Annotated in this window: 18 protein-coding genes; 14 read left to right on the top strand and 4 right to left on the bottom strand. The window is 71.2% G+C overall.

Translation table 11 applies throughout. From position 1 onward, the window contains the following. Positions 1–685: 685 nt before the first annotated feature. Complete coding sequence (locus QA861_RS32150; protein ID WP_334592154.1) at positions 686–1957, top strand: hypothetical protein; 1272 nt, start codon at positions 686–688, stop codon at positions 1955–1957. Beyond that, on the top strand, positions 1954–3159 hold the full coding sequence (gene mycP / locus QA861_RS32145) for a type VII secretion-associated serine protease mycosin (RefSeq protein ID WP_334592153.1): 1206 nt from the start codon (positions 1954–1956) through the stop codon (positions 3157–3159). Before QA861_RS32150 ends, mycP begins: the two co-directional genes overlap by 4 nt. A gap of 32 nt (positions 3160–3191) precedes the next feature. On the opposite strand, the gene QA861_RS32140 is transcribed toward mycP, so the two are convergent. Continuing rightward, positions 3192–4247, bottom strand: coding sequence for a serine hydrolase (locus QA861_RS32140; protein ID WP_334592152.1), 1056 nt, complete (start codon positions 4245–4247; stop codon positions 3192–3194). A 149-nt stretch (positions 4248–4396) separates the two neighbouring features. Here QA861_RS32140 and QA861_RS32135 point away from each other — a divergent pair, with 149 nt between their 5' ends. Together QA861_RS32135 and QA861_RS32130 are read left to right on the top strand one after the other, a co-directional pair. Continuing rightward, on the top strand, positions 4397–5128 hold the full coding sequence (locus QA861_RS32135; protein ID WP_334592151.1) for an SseB family protein: 732 nt from the start codon (positions 4397–4399) through the stop codon (positions 5126–5128). 9 nt (positions 5129–5137) lie between these two features. After that, entirely contained in the window at positions 5138–5470 is a 333-nt protein-coding gene (locus tag QA861_RS32130; RefSeq protein WP_334592150.1) for a hypothetical protein, read from the top strand. 29 nt (positions 5471–5499) lie between these two features. On the opposite strand, the gene QA861_RS32125 is transcribed toward QA861_RS32130, so the two are convergent. Then, entirely contained in the window at positions 5500–5877 is a 378-nt protein-coding gene (locus QA861_RS32125; RefSeq protein WP_334592149.1) for a DUF1844 domain-containing protein, read from the bottom strand. Between the two features lie 368 nt (positions 5878–6245). Here QA861_RS32125 and infC point away from each other — a divergent pair, with 368 nt between their 5' ends. The 10 genes from infC (at position 6246) to QA861_RS32075 (ending at position 17606) form a co-directional block, all read left to right on the top strand. After that, positions 6246–7004, top strand: a complete 759-nt coding sequence (infC, locus tag QA861_RS32120; protein WP_334594918.1) for a translation initiation factor IF-3 — start codon at positions 6246–6248, stop codon at positions 7002–7004. Positions 7005–7110: 106 nt separating this feature from the next. Next, the gene (gene rpmI / locus QA861_RS32115) at positions 7111–7305 is read left to right on the top strand and encodes a 50S ribosomal protein L35 (RefSeq protein WP_073499621.1); all 195 of its coding nucleotides are present in this window, start codon (positions 7111–7113) and stop codon (positions 7303–7305) included. Positions 7306–7405: 100 nt separating this feature from the next. Beyond that, positions 7406–7789: a 50S ribosomal protein L20 gene (gene rplT / locus QA861_RS32110; RefSeq protein ID WP_006374312.1), complete on the top strand. Its 384-nt coding sequence runs from the start codon at positions 7406–7408 to the stop codon at positions 7787–7789. Between the two features lie 270 nt (positions 7790–8059). Further along, positions 8060–8905, top strand: a complete 846-nt coding sequence (locus QA861_RS32105; RefSeq protein ID WP_334592147.1) for a TrmH family RNA methyltransferase — start codon at positions 8060–8062, stop codon at positions 8903–8905. Positions 8906–8959: 54 nt separating this feature from the next. Further along, positions 8960–10141, top strand: coding sequence for a sensor histidine kinase (locus QA861_RS32100; protein WP_334592146.1), 1182 nt, complete (start codon positions 8960–8962; stop codon positions 10139–10141). Positions 10142–10286: 145 nt separating this feature from the next. Further along, complete coding sequence (pheS, locus tag QA861_RS32095) at positions 10287–11414, top strand: phenylalanine--tRNA ligase subunit alpha (protein WP_334592145.1); 1128 nt, start codon at positions 10287–10289, stop codon at positions 11412–11414. Next, positions 11414–13918, top strand: a complete 2505-nt coding sequence (gene pheT, locus QA861_RS32090) for a phenylalanine--tRNA ligase subunit beta (protein WP_334592144.1) — start codon at positions 11414–11416, stop codon at positions 13916–13918. Before pheS ends, pheT begins: the two co-directional genes overlap by 1 nt. 430 nt (positions 13919–14348) lie before the next feature. Further along, a complete protein-coding gene (locus QA861_RS32085; protein WP_334592143.1) occupies positions 14349–15362 on the top strand; it encodes a PP2C family protein-serine/threonine phosphatase in 1014 nt (337 codons plus the stop codon). Positions 15363–15586: 224 nt separating this feature from the next. Next, positions 15587–16936: an NsdA family TPR-like regulatory protein gene (locus tag QA861_RS32080; RefSeq protein ID WP_334592142.1), complete on the top strand. Its 1350-nt coding sequence runs from the start codon at positions 15587–15589 to the stop codon at positions 16934–16936. A 130-nt stretch (positions 16937–17066) separates the two neighbouring features. Continuing rightward, positions 17067–17606, top strand: a complete 540-nt coding sequence (locus QA861_RS32075) for an NUDIX hydrolase (RefSeq protein WP_334592141.1) — start codon at positions 17067–17069, stop codon at positions 17604–17606. A gap of 4 nt (positions 17607–17610) precedes the next feature. On the opposite strand, the gene QA861_RS32070 is transcribed toward QA861_RS32075, so the two are convergent. Together QA861_RS32070 and QA861_RS32065 are read right to left on the bottom strand one after the other, a co-directional pair. After that, a complete protein-coding gene (locus QA861_RS32070; protein ID WP_334592140.1) occupies positions 17611–17868 on the bottom strand; it encodes a hypothetical protein in 258 nt (85 codons plus the stop codon). Positions 17869–18060: 192 nt separating this feature from the next. Then, positions 18061–18936 carry a 3-hydroxybutyryl-CoA dehydrogenase gene (locus QA861_RS32065; RefSeq protein WP_334592139.1) on the bottom strand — a complete coding sequence of 292 codons (876 nt, stop codon included), beginning with the start codon at positions 18934–18936 and terminating at the stop codon, positions 18061–18063. Positions 18937–19018 lie beyond the last annotated feature (82 nt).

The following is a 19018-nucleotide window of genomic DNA, read 5'->3' as shown; positions in this document are numbered from 1 at the left end:
GGGACGCCTCCCCGACGCGCCCCCGGCAGCCGGCGGCCCGACGGCACCGCGCCCCCGCCCCGACCTGCCGCCGCGCCCGGCCCACGAGCCGCCCGTGGCGCCCTGGCGCCCGCCCGGCCTCGCCCACACCGAGCCCGAGACCACCAGGCGCCTCCGCAAGCCCCCGCCGGCCGCCCCTCCGCGCCCCACCGAGGCGCCCCCCGCCCCGACGCGTAGACCGACCGCCGGACCCCAGACGCGCTCCTCCGACGTGCCCCCCGCCACCCCCAGGACCGCACCCCGCACCCCGGACCAGCCCCTGGCCCCCATCGGCCGCCCGTACCTCCCAACCCCGCCCCAAACACCGGACACCCGTCCCGGCACCGCCGAGACACCTCAGACGCCCACCGGCGTTCCACGCCCCGCGAACGCCCCCGCCGGTCGCCCGTACCTCGCCGATCCGCCCACCGGCCGCCCGGGTACCGCGAACACCTCCGTCGGCCGCCCTTTCCGGTCGAGTCCGCCCGGGGCCCCGGATGTCCGTCCGGGTACCGCCGGGACGCCTCAGGTGCCCAACGATCCCTCGCGGCCCGCGAGTGCCCCCGTCGGTCGCCCGGGTACCGGGAACACCTCCGTGGGCCACCCTTACCGGTCGAGTCCGCCCGGGGCCCCGGATGCCCGTCCGGGTACCGCCGGGACGCCTCCGGTGCCCAACGATCCCTCGCGGCCCGCGAGTGCCCCCGTCGGTCGCCCGTATCTCGCGGAGCGGGCCGTCACCGACCCTCCGCACGCGCCGAGCGGTCGTCCCGGTAGCGGGAACGCCCCGGTCGGCCGCCCGTACCGGCCCAGCCCGGCCCGGGCGTCGAACGCCCGTCCAGGCACCGCCGCGACGCCTCCGGCACCCGCGCACGCGCCCGTCGGCCGCCCGTACCGCGCGGACCCGCCTACGGTCGGCCCGTCGAACGGCCCCGCCGGACAGCCGTACCGGGCGCCCGTCGCCGACCCGCCGAAGGGGTCCGGCAGGTGGCCGGGTGCCGGGGAGGAGATGCCCGCGGCGCCTTCCGGCCCTCCGCGACCCGCGAACGTGCCCTCCGCGTCCGGCATGCCCGACCCCGCCCTCTCCTGGAGTGCCCCCTACGGCGACAGTGGGACCGCCGGTTCGAGGCGGCCCATCGTCTCGCTCGCGCGACCCGACGTGTACGGCGCGGAGACGAGGCCCCGTTCCTTCAGCGGGCGGGCGCTGCTCGCCGTCGGCTGTGCCGTGCTCGGGCTCGGGCTCATCGGCGGTGCGCTGACCGGGAGTTGGCTGACCGGGGACGATTCCGGGGACGCCGGCGCACGCACCGCGTTCACCGCGGCCGGGTCGCTCTGGCACAGCGTCCCCGTGGACCAGCTCTTCCCGCCCACCGTCGAGGGCGACGGAGCCGGCCCCGGGGGCGCCGACCGGACCTGGATCCGGATCGCCGTCGCCCCGGACACCGGCTGCGCCGACGCCTTCGACCCGCTGCTGCGCAAGGCCCTCGCCCCCGTCGGCTGCCAGCGTCTCCTGCGCGCCACCTACACCGACGAGACCCAGAGTTACGTCACCACCGTCGGCCTGCTCTTCACCAAGGCCGACGCCACCGCGATGCGCGCCCTGCGCACCCGTTTCAGCAACGAGCACCTCGACCGCCGTACCGACCTGATGCCCCGCCCGTACGCCGCGAAGAACACCGTCGCCGACGACTTCGGGGACGCCCAGCGCGCCTCCTGGACCATCTCCGTCCTCACCGACGCCCCCGTCGTCACGTACGCCGTCTCCGGCTGGGCCGACGGCCGCGGCGTCGACGCCCCGCAGCCCGCCGAGGAAACCATGGAGTCCGGCGCCGTCACGGCCATCGCCCAGGCGGGCCTCGGCCATGAGGCGAAGGGCCTGGCCGACCGCGTCGAACGGGCCCTGCGAAAGACCGTCGGCTCGGCCGCGAAACTGCCCTCATGACCCGCACCCGCACAGCCCGAAGCGGGCTCCTCGTCCTCCTCATCGCCGGTTCCCTCACCTTCCTGCCCACCACCACCGCGTACGCCGACAGCATCCGCGCCCAGCAGTGGGCCCTGGACGCGATGCACGCGCAGGAGGCCTGGCGGACGACCAAGGGCAAGGGCATCACCGTCGCCGTGCTCGACACCGGCGTCGAGGCCGACCACCCCGATCTCATCGGCAACGTCCTCGAAGGCAAGGACATGGTCGGCTTCGGAGCGAGCCAGGGCGACGCGTCCTGGGCCAAGCACGGCACCGCCATGGCCGGCATCATCGCCGGTCACGGCCACGGCTACGACAACGGCGACGGAGTCCTCGGCATCGCCCCCGAGGCCAAGATCCTGCCCATCCGGGTGATCCTCGAAGACGGCGACTCGGCCCGCGGCAAGGCCCGCAACACCCGGGGCAACGCCCTCGCCGAAGGCATCCGCTGGGCCGCCGACCAGGGCGCCGACGTCATCAACCTCTCCCTCGGCGACGACTCCAAGTCCGCGCATCCCGAGCCCGCCGAGGACGAGGCCGTCCAGTACGCCCTGAAGAAGGGCGCCGTCGTCGTCGCCTCGGCCGGCAACGGGGGCGAGAAGGGCGACCACATCTCCTACCCGGCCGCCTACCCGGGCGTCATCGCCGCGACCGCCGTGGACAAGTACGGCACCCGCGCCTCCTTCTCCACCCGCCGCTGGTACGCCACGGTCAGCGCCCCGGGCGTCGACGTCGTCATCGCCGCCCCCGACCACCGCTACTACGAGGGCTGGGGCACGAGCGCCGCCGCCGCGTTCGTCTCCGGCGCCGTCGCCCTCATCAAGTCCGCCCACCCCGGACTGACCCCCGCCCAGATCAAGAAGCTCCTGGAGGACACGGCCCGCAACGCGCCGAACGGCGGCCGGGACGACTCCCGCGGCTTCGGCTTCATCGACCCCGCGGCGGCCCTCAGGGCGGCAGCCAAGCTGAAGCCGGAAGGTCTGAGGTCGACCGCGTACGGCAAGGAGTACTTCGGTGCGGGCCCGGACGCGGCGCCCGTGGAGGACGACAGCTCCAACTGGACCGGTGCCGTCGCCGGCGGCCTCGGTGTCGTGCTCCTCGTCGCGGCGGTCCCGCTGTGGCGCGGTCGCCGCAGAACGGTCGATCACCCCGCCCACGACTCCTACGACGACAGCTTCTGAGCCCGGGCGGCGGGCGGCGATCCGACCGGCCGTCAGGACCCGTCAGCGGTAACGGACTTCGTGGCATCGGCAGCAGTGGTGCTCGTGCTCGTAGCCGTAGCCGTAGCGGCAGCCATGTTCGTGTCGGTGTCGTCCGTGCTGTCGAACACCGAGACCGCCGCCCGCGCCGCCGCCTCCACCAGCGAAACCCCCTTCGCCTTCGTCGTGTTGCCGTTCGACACCACCGCGACCAGGAACTCCCGCCCGTCCGCCGTCGTCAACCGCCCGATGCTGTTGATGTCCCACAGCCCGGTCGCCGTACGTGGCAACCACCCGTTCTTCAGGGCGAAGCGGCGACCGGCGGAACTCGGGCCAGCCGCGGCCGACACTCCCCAGTCCTGGTCCTCGGCTATCGAGCCCATCAGACCCCGCAGATACGTCCGGGACGCCTCGTTCAGCTGTGAGGCCTCCCCGTTCGCCGCGAACACCTGCTGGAGCAGGGCGAGTTGATCGGCCGCGGTGGTCTGGGTCAGCCCCCACAGCATGCCGGCGCCACCCTCGGTGTCCGTCAGCCCGAAGCGCTTGTTCGCGGCGGCGAGACCCTCCGCCTCACCGATCGCCGTCCACAGCGCGGACGCCGAGGCGTTGTCGCTGAGCTCGATCATCGAGGTGGCGTACGTCTTCTCCTGCGCCGTGAGGCTCCGGTTCTCGTCCTGCGCCCGGAGCAGCAGCGTCGCCAGGATGTCCACCTTGACGATGCTCGCCGTGTCGAACGTCCCGTCCCCGTAGGCGGCGCTGTCGCCCGACCGGACGTCGAGCACGGCCACGGACACCTCGGCCCCGTCCTCGGCCGCCGCGGTCACCGGCCTCATCGCCTCGGCCAGCAGCGTGTCCGGTTCCACCGTGGGATCCGCGACGGGTTCCACCGACGCCTCCTCGCTCGCTTCGGTCCGCACGGGCGCTGCCGCCGACGACGATACGCGGCCCACGTCCGCGTGAGCCTGCGCCTTCACATACGCGGTGCCCGCGCCCGTCGCGCCCATGACGACAGCGGAGGCGAGGACGACGTAGACGAGCGACCGACGCCGGGGAGCTCTCTCAGAGGCCATGCCGTGATGCTGGTGGCCGTGACTGTGCGTCGGATTAGGCGAATGTTAGATGCGTGTCAGCGATGACTGAGGATTTTGTGAAACCCGTGAACGGCAGGTTTCCGGGGCGGCGAAGGCCCAGGAGCGATCCCCCGATAGGGTCGGTCACCGTGGCGAACAAGAACATTCCCGACTCCGGCTTCCCCGACGACGACGGCGGTGCCGACCCCCGGCTGAGCGCCGCACTGGCGGCCTGGGCCGAGGACCGTACCGCCGTCGGACCGGTGCTGGCGGCCCTCAAAGGGGCCCGGCTGCTCGTCCCCGTCGTCGCCGTGCTCGGGGAGGTCGAGGAGGACGAGAACGGGCTGCGCCACGAGAAGACGAGCGACATGGCCGTACCGACCCTCAAGGCCGGCGGCCGGACGGCCCTGCCGGCCTTCACGTCCACCGACTCGCTGGCGCGCTGGGACCCGGCCGCCCGCCCCGTCGCCGTGCCCCTGCACCAGGCCATCCAGGCCGCCGCGCACGAGAAGGCGGACACGATCGTTCTCGACCTGGCCGGGCCCGTGCCCTACGAGCTGAGCGGCTCCGCGCTGCTCGCGCTGGCCGAGGGGCGTACGACGGCTGATCCGCTCGCCGATCCCGCCGTGGTCGACGCCGTACGGGCCGCCGTGGCCGCCGAGCCCGCCGTGGTCCGCGCCCATCTGGGCCCGGGACAGGCCGACGGCACCCTCGCACTCGTACTGGATCCGGCGGCACCCCCGGCCGACGCCGCCCGGGCGGTCGCCGGGCGCCTCGCCGCCGACGAGACACTGAGGGCCCGCCTGGTGCGCGGCCTCGACCTGGCACTTCTGCCGGCCGGAGCCACGCCCCCGGGCGAGCCCCTCTACGTGCGTCCCTGAGGACAGGGCATGGGAATCGAACTGGAGCTTCACTCGGGGCGCCCCTCACACAAGAGGTCGTCCCCGGAGACCCGGCTGAGAGGTTCCTACGAGCACGGTGAAGCGCTGGCGAGGGCGCTGAGCGCGCTCGACCGACACGGCTCGGGCAAGCTCGGCTGGGTGGATCCCTACGGCGACACCCTGTTCAACGAGCAGGAAGCCGAAGTCGCCCGTCAGGAGGCCGTCGCTCTGGCGCAGCCCTGTACTGACGAGCGGCAGAGGGCGGCACTGCTCGATCTCGCCGAGCTTCTGGCGGCGTGCGCCGGGACGCCGGGCAGCTACCTGTGGTTCATGGGCGACTGACCGCTCCCGGTCCGTGCCCGATCCGCGATCTAGCCGTAGACCGGGCCCGTGTACTTCTCGCCGGGGCCCTGGCCCCGCTCGTCCGGGACGAGGGACGCCTCGCGGAACGCCAGCTGGAGCGACTTCAGGCCGTCGCGCAGCGGGGCCGCGTGGAAGGAGCTGATCTCCGTCGTGCTCGCGTCGAGCAGGCCGGCGAGGGCGTGCACCAGCTTGCGGGCCTCGTCCAGGTCCTTGTACTTGTCGCCCTCGTCGGTCAGACCGAGCTTGACGGCGGCGGCGCTCATCAGGTTCACGGCGACCGTCACGATCACCTCGACCGCCGGGACCTCGGCGATGTCGCGGGTCATGGCGTCGAAGTCGGCACCCTGGGAAGCGTTCTCGGCACTCTGGGGAGGGGTCTCACTCATGACCCACACGATAGGCCCAGGGGATCCGGCCCCTTTGTGCGGGAGCCCGCTACCCGGCGGTTAGCACCACCTCCCACTTGGTGCTAACCTTTTGTCACGACCGGCTGGACACTTGCGTGCCCGGCCCACAAGTGGAGGCTCCGATCTCCCACCCGACCGCCCTCACGGACGGCGGGTCACCCGGTCAGGCGGCCACCATCGTTCCGTACGGACGATGGAGTCGCCCGATGTGCGCCCCGCGGTTGACCGCGGCGGTGCTCCGGTATGCCTTTGGAGCCCCGCCTGTGTCCCGTCGGGGCATTTTTTGCGTGCCCCGGTAGTTGGTCCCATTGTCATCAGAGACATACGCGACGGTCCGCAAGACCGTCGTGTGGTGCTACCGAGGAGGATCCATCAGCACCGAGCCCCGCATCAACGACCGGATTCGCGTTCCCGAAGTGCGACTTGTCGGTCCCAGCGGCGAGCAGGTCGGGATTGTTCCGCTTGCCAAGGCCCTGGAGCTTGCGCAGGAGTACGACCTCGACCTGGTCGAGGTGGCGGCGAGCGCGCGCCCGCCGGTCTGCAAGCTCATGGACTACGGGAAGTTCAAGTACGAGTCGGCCATGAAGGCCCGTGAGGCGCGCAAGAACCAGGCGCACACGGTCATCAAGGAAATGAAGCTCCGGCCGAAGATCGACCCGCACGACTACGACACCAAAAAGGGTCACGTCGTCCGGTTCCTCAAGCAGGGCGACAAGGTCAAGATCACGATCATGTTCCGTGGTCGCGAGCAGTCCCGGCCCGAGCTGGGCTACCGACTGCTGCAGCGGCTCGCCTCGGACGTCGAGGACCTCGGGTTCATCGAGTCGAACCCGAAGCAGGACGGCCGAAACATGATCATGGTTCTCGGTCCGCACAAGAAGAAGACCGAGGCGATGGCCGAGGCCCGCGAGGCCCAGGCGGTCCGCAAGGCGGAAGCGAAGGCCAACCCGGGCAAGTCGCAGAACGCCGCGGAAGCCGACCAGCTCGACGAGGACTTCGTCGACGACGGTGACCTCGTCGACGACGGTGACGACGGAGACGTGGACGTCGCTGAGGCCGAGGTCGAGACCACCGAGGCTCCGGCCTCGGCATCCGCCGAGGTCTGATCCCGGGGCTCACGCCCTGGGATGCCAACCCATACACATGACGTTCCACCGTGCCCGGTTTCACGACCGGGCACCGGAACGCCACTGACGAGGAGAGAACGGCGCTATGCCGAAGAACAAGTCGCACAGCGGTGCCAGCAAGCGCTTCAAGATCACCGGCTCCGGCAAGGTGCTGCGCGAGCGTGCCGGCAAGCGCCACCTGCTCGAGCACAAGTCGTCCCGCGTGACGCGCCGCCTCACCGGCACCGCCGAGATGGCCCCGGGCGACGCCAAGAAGATCAAGAAGCTTCTCGGCAAGTGACGTACCGGCGCCTGTGCGCCGTAAGTACGTCTGAAGACCGGGACCCCATCGAAATCGGGCTGTGTGACGACAACCACGGCCCCGCTGCAAGGAGTTAAAAGTGGCACGCGTCAAGCGGGCAGTAAACGCCCACAAGAAGCGCCGGGCGATCCTCGAGGCCGCCAAGGGTTACCGCGGTCAGCGTTCGCGCCTGTACCGCAAGGCCAAGGAGCAGGTCACCCACTCCCTGGTCTACAACTACAACGACCGCAAGAAGCGCAAGGGCGACTTCCGTCGGCTGTGGATCCAGCGCATCAACGCCGCTGCCCGTGCCAACGGCATCACCTACAACCGCTTCATCCAGGGTCTGAACGCGGCGAACATCGAGGTCGACCGCAAGATCCTTGCCGAGCTCGCCGTCAACGACGCCACCGCGTTCGCCGCGCTCGTCGAGGTCGCGCAGAAGGCTCTGCCGTCGGACGTCAACGCGCCGAAGGCGGCGTGACGCTGGCGCTGGCCTTGAGCCGCGTGTGATGTGACCGGACCCGCAGGTGGTTGCCGCCTGCGGGTCCGGGCGTTTTTGGGTGCGTTGTCGGGTGCGGGCCCGGTGGGGGCTGGTCGCGCAGTTCCCCGCGCCCCTGAAGAACAAGACACGGGCCCTGCGGGCCGAAAAGCACGGGGCGCAGCCCATGCTTTTCAGGGGCGCGGGGAACTGCGCGAGAAGCCCCACCGGACCCGCACCCGACAACGCACCGAACCCTCGAAAAGGTGACCCATGCCTGCCACCCCCGAGTTGATCTCCCCGCGCTCCGCCCGCGTCTCCGCCGCGCGCCGACTCGCCCGGCGGAACTTCCGGGGCAAGGAGCGACTGTTCCTCGCCGAGGGGCCGCAGGCCGTGCGGGAGGCGGCCGGGCACGTGGACACCCTGGTCGAGCTGTTCGCCACCGTCGACGCCGCGGCGCGGTACGCCGACATCATCGGGGAGGCGCACGACGCCGGTGCCCGGGTGCACCTCGCCGACGAGGACGTCATCGCCGACATCTCCACCACCGTCACCCCGCAGGGCCTCGTCGGGATCTGCCGGTTCCTCGACGCCCCGTTCGAGGCCATCCTCAGGGCGCGGCCCCGGCTCGTCGCCGTCCTCGCGAACGTGCGTGACCCAGGGAACGCCGGCACCGTGCTGCGGTGCGCGGACGCCGCGGGCGCGGACGCCGTCGTGCTCACCGACGCCTCCGTCGACCTGTACAACCCGAAGGCAGTACGGGCCTCCGTGGGCTCTCTGTTCCATCTGCCGGTGGCCGTCGGTGTCCCCGTGGAAGAGGCCGTGGCCGGGCTCAGGGACATCGGCGTACGGATCCTCGCCGCCGACGGCGCGGGCACGGACGACCTCGATGACGAGCTGGACAAGGGGACCATGGGCGGGCCCACCGCCTGGGTGTTCGGGAACGAGGCGTGGGGGCTCCCGGAGGAGACGCGCGCACTGACCGACTCCGTCGTACGCGTTCCCATCCACGGAAAGGCGGAAAGCCTGAACCTGGCGACCGCCGCCGCCGTATGTCTCTACGCGTCCGCCCGTGCGCAGCGCGCCTCCGGAGGGTGCCGCTCCGTCACCGAGAGCTAGTAGGGTGACGGGCTCGGGGGCCCACTGCGCCTGTCCGAGAGGTGGGGTACGGGGATGACTGTCGGCACGAGCGGAACACTGGGGGCATGGGAATTGCGGAGCGAAGCCGCCTCCCCGCACGGTGATCTCGCCGGGCCCGGAGCCGGATTCCAGGCCGGATTCGGCGCCGAGCTGGGCATCGACCCCGACGACCTGCCCGACGGACTCGTCGTCGCCGACGAGCACGGCCGGGTGATCTGCTTCAACGCCGCCGCCCAGCGCATCACCGCCGTCCCCGCCGCCGACGCCCTGGGCCTCCGGCTCGACGGGGCCCTTCCGTTAGAGGACCTGGAGGGGCGCCGCTGGTGGCAGCTGACCGACCCCTACGGCGGACTCGCGATCAGGAACGGCCAGCCCGAGCGGAACCTGCTGCTGCCCGGCGGGCGCGAGGTGCTCGTCTCGGCGCGCTATCTCCGTACGCACCCCACCGGACCCATCCGCCGGGTCGTCGTCTCCCTGCGTGACACCGAGGCCCGCCGCCGCTCCGAGCGCAACCACGCCGAACTGATCGCCATCGTCGCCCACGAGCTGCGCTCGCCGCTCACCTCCGTCAAGGGCTTCACCGCGACCCTCCTCGCGAAGTGGGAACGGTTCACCGACGACCAGAAGAAACTGATGCTGTCGACCGTCGACGCCGACGCCAACCGCGTCACCCGGCTCATCGCCGAACTGCTCGACATCTCGCGCATCGACTCAGGACGCCTCGAAGTGCGTCGCCAGCCCGTCGACATGGGCGCCGCCGTCGGACGGCACATCCAGGCGTACGTCGCGGCCGGGCAGCCCGCCGACCGGTTCCTGCTCCGGATAGAGCAGCCCCTGCCCGCGCTCTGGGCGGACCCCGACAAGGTCGACCAGGTGCTCAGCAACCTGCTGGAAAATGCCGTGCGCCACGGCGAGGGAACCGTCACTATCGACGTCACGGCCGGGCTCTCCCCGCGTGAGGGGGACGCCGACCAGAACACGGCCACGTCGGTCACGGTGAGCGACGAGGGGCCCGGCATCCCGGAGGAGTCCATGAACCGCGTCTTCACCCGCTTCTGGCGGGGCAGCAAGCGCGGCGGCACCGGCCTCGGGCTGTACATCGTCAAGGGCATCGTCGAGGCCCACGGCGGCTCCATCACGGTCGGCCGCGCCCCAGGCGGCGGCGCCGAGTTCCGATTTATGCTGCCCGTGAGCACCCCGGCGTACCTGCTGTAACGCCGACGAGGCCCCACGGGCGCGTTCGAACACCTCACCCCCGTTAGACTCGGCCTTTGGCACCTTTGCGTCCCTCTCTGTGGACCATTCGTCTCCGAGCCGTAGACGGGGACCATCAGCCAGCCAACCGGAAGCACGGGAAGAGATGTCGGCACCGAACAAGTCGTACGACCCTGTAGAGGTCGAGGCCCTGAAACCGGAAGAGATCGAGCGCATGCGGGAGGAGGCGCTCGCCGCCTTCGCCGCCGCGGACTCCCTCGACGCACTCCAGGAGGCCAAGGTCGCCCACACCGGCGGCACCTCGCCGCTGGCCCTCGCCAACCGCGAGATCGGCGCCCTGCCCCCGCAGGCCAAGGCCGCCGCGGGCAAGCTCGTCGGGCAGGCCAGGGGAGCCGTCAGCAAGGCGCTCGCCACCCGCCAGACCGAGCTGGAGGCCGACCGGGACGCCCGCGTGCTGGTCGAGGAGGCGGTGGACGTCACACTGCCGTACGACCGGGTACCGGCCGGCGCGCGCCACCCGCTGACCACCTTCATGGAGCGCGTCGCGGACGTCTTCGTCTCCATGGGGTACGAGGTCGCCGAGGGCCCCGAGGTCGAGGCGGAGTGGTTCAACTTCGACGCCCTCAACTTCACCCCGGACCACCCGGCCCGGCAGATGCAGGACACCTTCTTCGTCGAGGGTCCCAAGGGGACAACGGGCGACGAGTCCGGTGTCGTACTGCGCACGCACACCTCGCCCGTGCAGGCCCGCTCCATGCTCGACCGCGAGCCGCCGGTCTACATCGTGTGCCCCGGCCGCGTGTACCGCACGGACGAGCTGGACGCCACGCACACCCCGGTCTTCCACCAGATCGAGCTCCTCGCCATCGACGAGGGCCTGACCATGGCCGACCTCAAGGGCACCATGGACCACATGGTCCAGTCCCTCTTCGGCCCGGACATGAAGACGCGGCTGCGGCCCAACTACTTCCCCTTCACCGAGCCGTCCGCCGAGATGGACATGCTCTGCTACGTCTGCAAGGGCACGTCCGTCGGCAACCCCGACCGCCCCTGCCGGACCTGCTCCAGCGAGGGCTGGATCGAGCTCGGCGGCTGCGGCATGGTCAACCCGCGCGTGCTCGTCGCGTGCGGCGTCGACCCCGAGAAGTACAGCGGATTCGCCTTCGGGTTCGGTATCGAGCGGATGCTGATGTTCCGCCACAACGTCGAAGACATGCGAGACATGGTCGAGGGCGACGTCCGGTTCACCCGGCCGTTCGGGATGGAGATCTGATGCGGGTCCCGCTTTCTTGGCTGCGGGAGTACGTCGACCTGCCGGCGACTCAGACCGGCCGGGACGTCCAGGAGAAGCTCATCACGGTCGGCCTGGAGGTCGAGACCGTCGAGCAGGTCGGCGCAGGCCTCAAGGGCCCCCTCGTCGTCGGCCAGGTACTCACCATCGAGGAGCTGGAGGGCTTCAAGAAGCCCATCCGCTTCTGCACGGTCGACGTCGGCACCGCCAACGGCACCGGTGAGCCCCAGGAGATCGTCTGCGGCGCCCGTAACTTCGCCGTCGGCGACAAGGTCGTCGTGGTCCTCCCCGGCGCCGTCCTGCCCGGCGACTTCGCGATCGCCGCGCGCAAGACGTACGGCCACACCTCCCACGGCATGATCTGCTCCGGCGACGAGCTGGGCATGGGCGACGACGGCAGCGGCGGCATCATCGTGCTGTCGCCGGAGCACGAGGTCGGCACCGACGCCATCGAGCTGCTCCAGCTCGTCGACGAGGTCCTCGACATCGCCGTCACACCCGACCGCGGCTACGCCCTCTCGCTGCGCGGCATCGCCCGCGAGACGGCCATCGCCTACGGTCTGCCGCTGCGCGACCCGGCCCTGCTCGACGTACCGGCCCCGAACGCGTACGGCTACCCGGTCGAGGTCGCCGACCCGTTCGCCTGCGACCGCTTCACCGCGCGCACGGTGACCGGGCTCGACCCCGACGCGCAGTCCCCGATCTGGCTCAGGCGCCGCCTCCATAAGGCGGGCATGCGCCCGATCTCGCTCGCCGTCGACATCACCAACTACGTGATGCTGGAGCTGGGCCAGCCCCTGCACGCTTACGACCGCACCCGCGTCCAGGGCGCGATCGGCGTGCGCCGGGCCGAGCAGGGCGAGAAGCTCACCACCCTCGACGGGGTCACGCGCACGCTGGACGCCGAGGATCTGCTCATCGTCGACGACCGGGGCGCCATCGGCCTCGCGGGTGTCATGGGCGGCGCCAACACCGAGATCGACGACACCGAGGGCACCACCACCGAGGTCGTCATCGAGGCCGCCCACTTCGACGCCATCACCATCGCGCGCACGGCCCGCCGTCACAAGCTGGCCTCCGAGGCGTCCAAGCGCTTCGAGCGCGGCGTCGACCCGCAGGCCGCCTCCGCCGCCGCGCAGCGCACGGTCGACCTCCTGGTCCTCCTCGCCGGCGGCACCGCCGACGCGGGCGTCACCGAGGTCATCTCGCCGTCCGCGCCGCGCACGATCTCCATCCCGGCCAACCACCCGGACAAGGTCGCAGGCGTCGAGTACGGCCGTGAGACCGTCGTACGCCGTCTCCAGCAGGTCGGCTGCGATGTCTACGGGCAGGACGAACTGCTCGTCACCGTCCCGTCCTGGCGCCCCGACCTGACGGACCCGAACGACCTCGCCGAAGAGGTCATCCGGCTGGAGGGCTACGAGAACCTGCCCTCCACTCTGCCGAAGCCCCCGGCGGGCCGCGGCCTCACCGACCGGCAGCGTCTGCACCGCCGCGTCGGCCGCGCACTGGCCGGGGCGGGCTATGTCGAGGCACTGAACTACCCGTTCATCGGCGAGTCCGTCTTCGACCAGCTGGGCCTGGCCGCCGACGACCCGAAGCGCAAGGTCGTCAAGCTGGCCAACCCGCTCTCCGACGAGGAGCCCGCGCTCCGTACGACGCTGCTGCCGGGCCTGCTCCAGGCGCTGCGCCGCAACGACGGGCGGGGCAGCCACGACCTGGCCCTGTTCGAGACGGGCCTCGTCTTCCACCCGCAGGACGAACTGCTGATCGCCGGGCGGCTGCCCGTCGACCGGCGCCCCACGGACGAGGAGGTCGCGTCCCTCACGGCCGCGCTCCCCGTCCAGCCCCGGCACGCCGCCGTCGTCCTCGCGGGCGCCCGCGAGCAGGCCGGCTGGTGGGGCAAGGGCCACCCGGCCGACTGGGCCGACGCGATCGAGGCGGCACGGAGCCTGGCCCACGAGGCCGGCACCGAACTCCTCGTCCGCGCGGGCCAGTACGGCCCATGGCACCCCGGCCGCTGCGCCGAGCTGGCCGTGGTCGTCGACGGCACCGAGCAGGTCATCGGGTACGCCGGTGAGCTGCACCCCCGAGTCCTCAAGGCCCTGCATCTGCCCGCGCGCACCTGTGCGATGGAGCTGAACCTGGACAAGCTGGAAGCGGGGAGTTCGGGTGTGCCCAAGGGCCCGAAGATCTCCACGTTCCCGGTCGCCACGCAGGATGTCGCCCTGGTCGTCGCGCGCGAGGTTCCGCACGCGGACGTCGAGGCGGCGCTGCGGGAGGGTGCGGGGGAACTGCTGGAGTCCCTGCGGCTGTTCGACGTGTACGAGAGCGGCGAGCAGTTGGGAGAGGGGCGGAAGTCGCTGGCGTACGCGTTGCGTTTCCGTGCCGCTGATCGGACCTTGACCGTTGATGAGGCGTCGGCTGCTCGGGACGCGGCGGTTGCCCTTGCGGGGGAGCGAACGGGAGCGGTGTTGCGGAGTTAGCGCCGTGGGGTTCGGGGTTGGTTGTCGGCCGCGGGTTCGTCGTGGCTGGTCGCGCAGTTCCCCGCGCCCCTGGTGGTGGGGGGCGTAGCCCCCACACCACCCCATCCGTTACCTCACTCGTTCGGGTGACAAGTCGGGGCGATCTGGTCCCTTCGGGGCATGTGGTCGACAGAATCGGACCGGTCTTTCGGGGCCGGTCCGATTTGTGTTGTCAGGGCCTGACTGGGGGGCCATCGGCATGATCCGTATCAAGGCTTCGGTTTCCTGTGGGGCTCGGCTCCGGACAGGGCGGCTGCGGGCCGCGCTCGTGGGGCGGGGGTGCGGGTTCCGGCTCGGGAGAGCGGGGCCGGGATGCCGGAAGAAGCGTCGGCCGCCCGAGCGTCGGCCCGCCCGGCACATCGGGCGTCGGCCGCTGCGGCGGGTGCTCGCGGTGGCCCTGCCCACGCTGTGGGGGGCCGGTGCGATCACGTACAAGCTCGCCTGTCCCCTCGCCCAGCAGAACGGGCTCGGGGCGCGGATCATCACCAGCGCCGTGTTCTTCGCCGTCGGGACCGGGCTCGTACTCCATGTCCGCTGGGTGCTTCTGCGTGAGTTGAGAGCCGTCCGGCAGATCGCCGGGGCGGCGCAGAGCGTGCTGCTGCGTCCACTCCCGCAGCGCATCGACGGTCTGCGCGTCGCCGCCGCCCAACTCTCCGCCGACCGGGGTGCCGTGGTCGGCGGGGACCTGTACGAGGTCATCGCCACCGAGCACGGCGTACGGGTGGTGATGGGCGATGTGCGCGGACATGGCATCGGCGCCATCGGGACCGTCGCCGCCGTTCTCGGCAGCTTTCGCGAGGCCGTGCACGACGAGGCCGAACTCGGCAGCGTACTGCGGCGGTTGGAGCGGGCGCTGGCCCGGCATCTGGGTGAGCGAGCACGCGCCCAGCATCCCTCGGCGGGGCCCTCGGCCGGGCTGGACCCCGACAGTCCGGTCGCCGAGGAGTTCGTCACCGTCCTGCTCCTGGAGATCCGCGGGGACGGCGAGATGCGGGCCTTCAACTGCGGGCATCCGGCGCCGTATCTGCTCGCCGGCGGCCGGGCCGGCGTACTCACGGCCGGTGAACCCCTGCCGCCGCTGGGGCCCTTCCCGCTGCCGGCCGAGCTCTCCGCCGAACACTTCGGCCAACTGCTCCCGGGCGAGGCCCTGTTGCTGCACACGGACGGCGTCGAGGACGCCCGCGACACTCATGGCAGGTTCTTTCCCCTCCCGGCGGTCCTGGCCGAGGCGGTCCGTACTCACCCGGTCTCGCCCGAGGCGGTGCTCGGGGCCGTCTTCTCCCGTCTCCTCCGTCACGCCGGCGGCCACCCGGCGGACGACGTGGCCGTGCTGGTACTGCGAAACGACCGTGGTCACATCCCGAGACAGCAGCAGGAACCCCCGGTGGCCCATCAAGTCACGTGAACCGCGGGTCTTTCGGGGAGCCAGGCCGCCGCATTGTACGAGGGGGAGCCGGCGGCCCGGCGGCCTCTTGCGAGGCATTTCAGTCAACCCGGTGGGAACTCTCCGCGACAGAGCGCACACGCTACGAATTCGCGCACTTCGATCACACCCCGTGTGAAGCCGGACACACTACGCTGACGGACACGGTAGGTGCGCCGTCGGCACCGAGTCACCGGAGGGCATCCATGCAGCCCAACACCCTGCTCGACGCGATCCTCGACGAGGCGGGCATCTCGCACGCGGGACTCGCCGCCCATGTGAACCAGGCGGGCCGGGCGCGGGGCCTTGCCCTGAGGTACGAACACACCGCTGTGGCCCGGTGGTTGAAGGGGCAGCGTCCACGCGGCCAGGTGCCCGACCTGATCTGCGAGGTGCTCGCCGACCGGTTGCGCCGCCCGGTCAGACTGGACGACATCGGCCTCGGAGTGGCGGGCGACACCGCCGGTCCGCTCGGCTCGGCCGGTACCTCGCTGTCCGGGTTCGTCGAGCGGGCGACAGCGCTGTGGCGCTCCGACGAACAGCAGCGCCCGCACCTGCTCGGCGCCCCCGCGGTCACCGGCACGCCCGCCGTGATGCCGGTGTGGGAGTGGGAGAACCCGCCCGAGGACGTCGACGTGTCACGCGGCGGCAGGCACCGGGTCAGCATGGCCGACATCGAGATGCTCCGCTCGGCCCGCGCCCACTACGAGCAGATGTACCGCAAGGCCGGCGGCATCGCCACCCGCGCCCGGGTCGTCGGCTTCCTGAACGCCGAGACCGCGCCCCTGCTGCGCGGCAGCTACACCGACGCCACCGGCCGCCAACTCCACCGGGCCACGGGCGGGTTGGTGGCCATCGCCGGCATCTGCGCGTACGACTCCGATGCCCACGGGCTCGCCCAGCGCTACTTCCATCAGGCGTTGCGGCTGGCAAAGGCCAGCGGCGACCGGGGACTCGGGGCGTACGTCATCGGGCTGCTGGTCAACCAGGCGCTGTTCATGCGGGAGTTCCGGCAGGCCGTCGCCTTCGCGGAGGCCGCGCTGCGAGCCGCGGGCAAGCACATCACACCGGCCCTCGCCTCGGACCTCTACGCGATGCAGGCCAAGGCGTACGCGCACCTGGGCGACGGCAGCAGCGCGCTGTCCTGCATCCGGCGGGCCGAGCAGGCCGCCGAACGCATCCGGCGCGGTCACGAACCCGACGAGACCGGCTATGTCCAGCCGGGGTTGGTCAACGTCCAGGTGGCGGAGGCGCTGCTGAGCCTCGGCGATCTGGCGGCGGCGGGGGAGCACGCGACGGCGGCGGTGGACACCCCGGCGCACGACCGGGGCAGAGTGCACCGGCTCGCCATGCTCAGCCAGATCGAGTTGCGCCGGGGCAACGCCGACAAGGCGGTGGCCACGGCGGTGCAGATGGCCGAACAGGCGCGCGGAATGGAGTCCCAGCGACTGCGTGACAGACTCCGGGAAGTACGCGAACACCTGGTGCGCAACGGCTGCGCGGGCACGGCCGAGGCAGCCGAACTGATCGACGGGGCCCTGCGCGTACCGCTCTAGACAGCCTTCTCCAGGCACTCTTGGCGCGCGGATTCTCGGGTAACCGCGCGGTGAGCCATCTTCTGTGCGCCTGCTGTCAGAACGCTCCTGCTGCCATATTGCCATCTACTCGGCGGAAGGTGGCAGAACCGTGCAGTGGACGAAACAGAACGAACAAACTGTGTATGAAAACCGCTGGTTCAGGGTCAATCTCGCAGATGTCGAGCTGCCCAACGGGCGGCATCTCGACCACTTCCTCATACGGCTGAGGCCGGTAGCCGTGGCGACGGTGGTGAACGAGGCCAACGAGGTGCTGCTGCTCTGGCGGCACCGGTTCATCACCGACAGCTGGGGGTGGGAACTCGCGGCCGGGGTCGTGGAGGACGGCGAGGACATCGCCGTCGCGGCCGCCAGAGAACTGGAGGAGGAGACGGGCTGGCGACCGGGACCGTTGCGACATCTCATGAGCGTCGAGCCGTCCAACGGGCTCACCGACGCCCGGCACCACATCTACTGGGCCGAGGAGGGCGAGTACATCGGTCACCCCGTGGACGACTTCGAGTCGGACCGCCGGGAGTGGATCCCGCTCAAACTCGTCCCCGACATGGTCGCCCGCGGGGAGGTCCCGGCCGCCAACATGGCGGCCGCGCTACTGCTGTTGCACCATCTCAGGCTCGGCGAGGACACCTAGGGTGTCAGCGTCCGAGAACCTGCCAGACCGTCACGACCAGTGCTCCGAGGGCGGTGAGGGCCGCGACGGCCGGCAGTGGCCATCGGCCGTGTTCGAGGTGGACGACGCGGGTGCTCAGGTCGTCGAGTTCCTTGTCCGTCTCCTTCGTGCGATGACTGAGCAGGGCGAGCCCTCCCTCGACGCGTGCGTACGCGACATCGAGGCGGCGGCGTAACTCTGCGAGTTCTCCATGAGCCATGGGATGCTCGGGGTCGGCGGTCACTTGTCCGCTCCTTTCCGTAGTCTTCACATCCCTTGCATGCGCATGAAGAGTCAACTCGCCTGGTGGGCGCGCGGGGAGAGTGTGCGGGAGGCATATGCGTGTCCGGTGCGCACACGGTGTGTGAATGCCGCAGGCCCGGCACTCCGAAGAGTGCCGGGCCCGTACCGACCCCAGCGTGACGCTGGGTGATGTTCACGCGTAGGTGTAGAAGCCCGAGCCCGACTTCCGGCCCAGCCGGCCCGCGTCGACCATGCGCTGGAGCAGCGGGGGAGCGGCGTACAGCGGCTCCTTGTACTCCTCGTACATCGAGAAGGCGACCGACGCGACCGTGTCCAGGCCGATCAGGTCGGACAGCTTCAGCGGGCCCATCGGGTGTGCGCAGCCCATCTCCATGCCGTTGTCGATGTCCTCGCGGCTGGCCATGCCCGACTCGAACATCCGGATCGCGGAGAGCAGGTACGGGATCAGCAGGGCGTTCACCACGAAGCCCGAGCGGTCCTGGGCGCGGATCGCGTGCTTGCCGAGGGTCTTCTCGGCGAACAGCTGGGCGCGGGCGAGGGTGCCCTCGGAGGTGGTCAGCGCCGGGATCAGCTCGACGAGATTCTGCACCGGGGCCGGATTGAAGAAGTGGATGCCGACGACCTGATCGGGCCGGGAGGTGGCAACCGCCAGCTTCACCAGGGGAATCGAGGAGGTGTTGGAGGCGAGGATCGCGTCCGGGCGGGTCACCACCTGGTCGAGCACCTGGAAGATCTCCGTCTTCACCTGCTCGTTCTCGACGACGGCCTCGATCACCAGGTCGCGGTCGGCGAACTCGCCGAGGTCCGTGGTGAAGCTGAGCCGCGCCAGCGTCTCGTCCCGCTCCGCCTCGGTGATCTTGCCGCGCTCGGCCGCCTTCGAGAGGGAGTTGAACAGCCGGGTGCGGCCGAACTCCAGGGCCTCGCCGGTGGTCTCGGCGACCTTCACGTCCAGCCCGGAGCGGGCGCACACCTCGGCGATGCCCGCTCCCATCTGGCCGCAGCCCACAACTCCGACGCGCGAGATCTCTCCCGCTGGGCTGTCCGTCACATCGTCCCTTTCAGAGGTCCTCTTCACAGGCCGTACGGCCTTCGCGGGCCCGCCGTCGTCCGGGATCCTCCGTCCGTCCGGG

The organism is Streptomyces sp. B21-083, from assembly GCF_036898825.1.
Classification (GTDB): domain Bacteria; phylum Actinomycetota; class Actinomycetes; order Streptomycetales; family Streptomycetaceae; genus Streptomyces.
The sequence above is the reverse complement of the archived record's forward strand: the minus strand, read 5'-3'. Positions and strand labels throughout refer to the sequence as shown.

Excerpts from the sequence above, each read along its gene's own strand:
- mycP (WP_334592153.1), top strand. The coding sequence starts at position 1,954 with ATGACCCGCACCCGCACAGCCCGAAGCGGGCTCCTCGTCCTCCTCATC.
- QA861_RS32080 (WP_334592142.1), top strand. The coding sequence starts at position 15,587 with ATGCAGCCCAACACCCTGCTCGACGCGATCCTCGACGAGGCGGGCATC.
- pheS (WP_334592145.1), top strand. The coding sequence starts at position 10,287 with ATGTCGGCACCGAACAAGTCGTACGACCCTGTAGAGGTCGAGGCCCTG.
- QA861_RS32100 (WP_334592146.1), top strand. The coding sequence starts at position 8,960 with ATGACTGTCGGCACGAGCGGAACACTGGGGGCATGGGAATTGCGGAGC.
- QA861_RS32105 (WP_334592147.1), top strand. The coding sequence starts at position 8,060 with ATGCCTGCCACCCCCGAGTTGATCTCCCCGCGCTCCGCCCGCGTCTCC.
- rpmI (WP_073499621.1), top strand. The coding sequence starts at position 7,111 with ATGCCGAAGAACAAGTCGCACAGCGGTGCCAGCAAGCGCTTCAAGATC.
- pheT (WP_334592144.1), top strand. The coding sequence starts at position 11,414 with ATGCGGGTCCCGCTTTCTTGGCTGCGGGAGTACGTCGACCTGCCGGCG.
- QA861_RS32125 (WP_334592149.1), bottom strand. The coding sequence starts at position 5,877 with ATGAGTGAGACCCCTCCCCAGAGTGCCGAGAACGCTTCCCAGGGTGCC.
- QA861_RS32130 (WP_334592150.1), top strand. The coding sequence starts at position 5,138 with ATGGGAATCGAACTGGAGCTTCACTCGGGGCGCCCCTCACACAAGAGG.
- QA861_RS32140 (WP_334592152.1), bottom strand. The coding sequence starts at position 4,247 with ATGGCCTCTGAGAGAGCTCCCCGGCGTCGGTCGCTCGTCTACGTCGTC.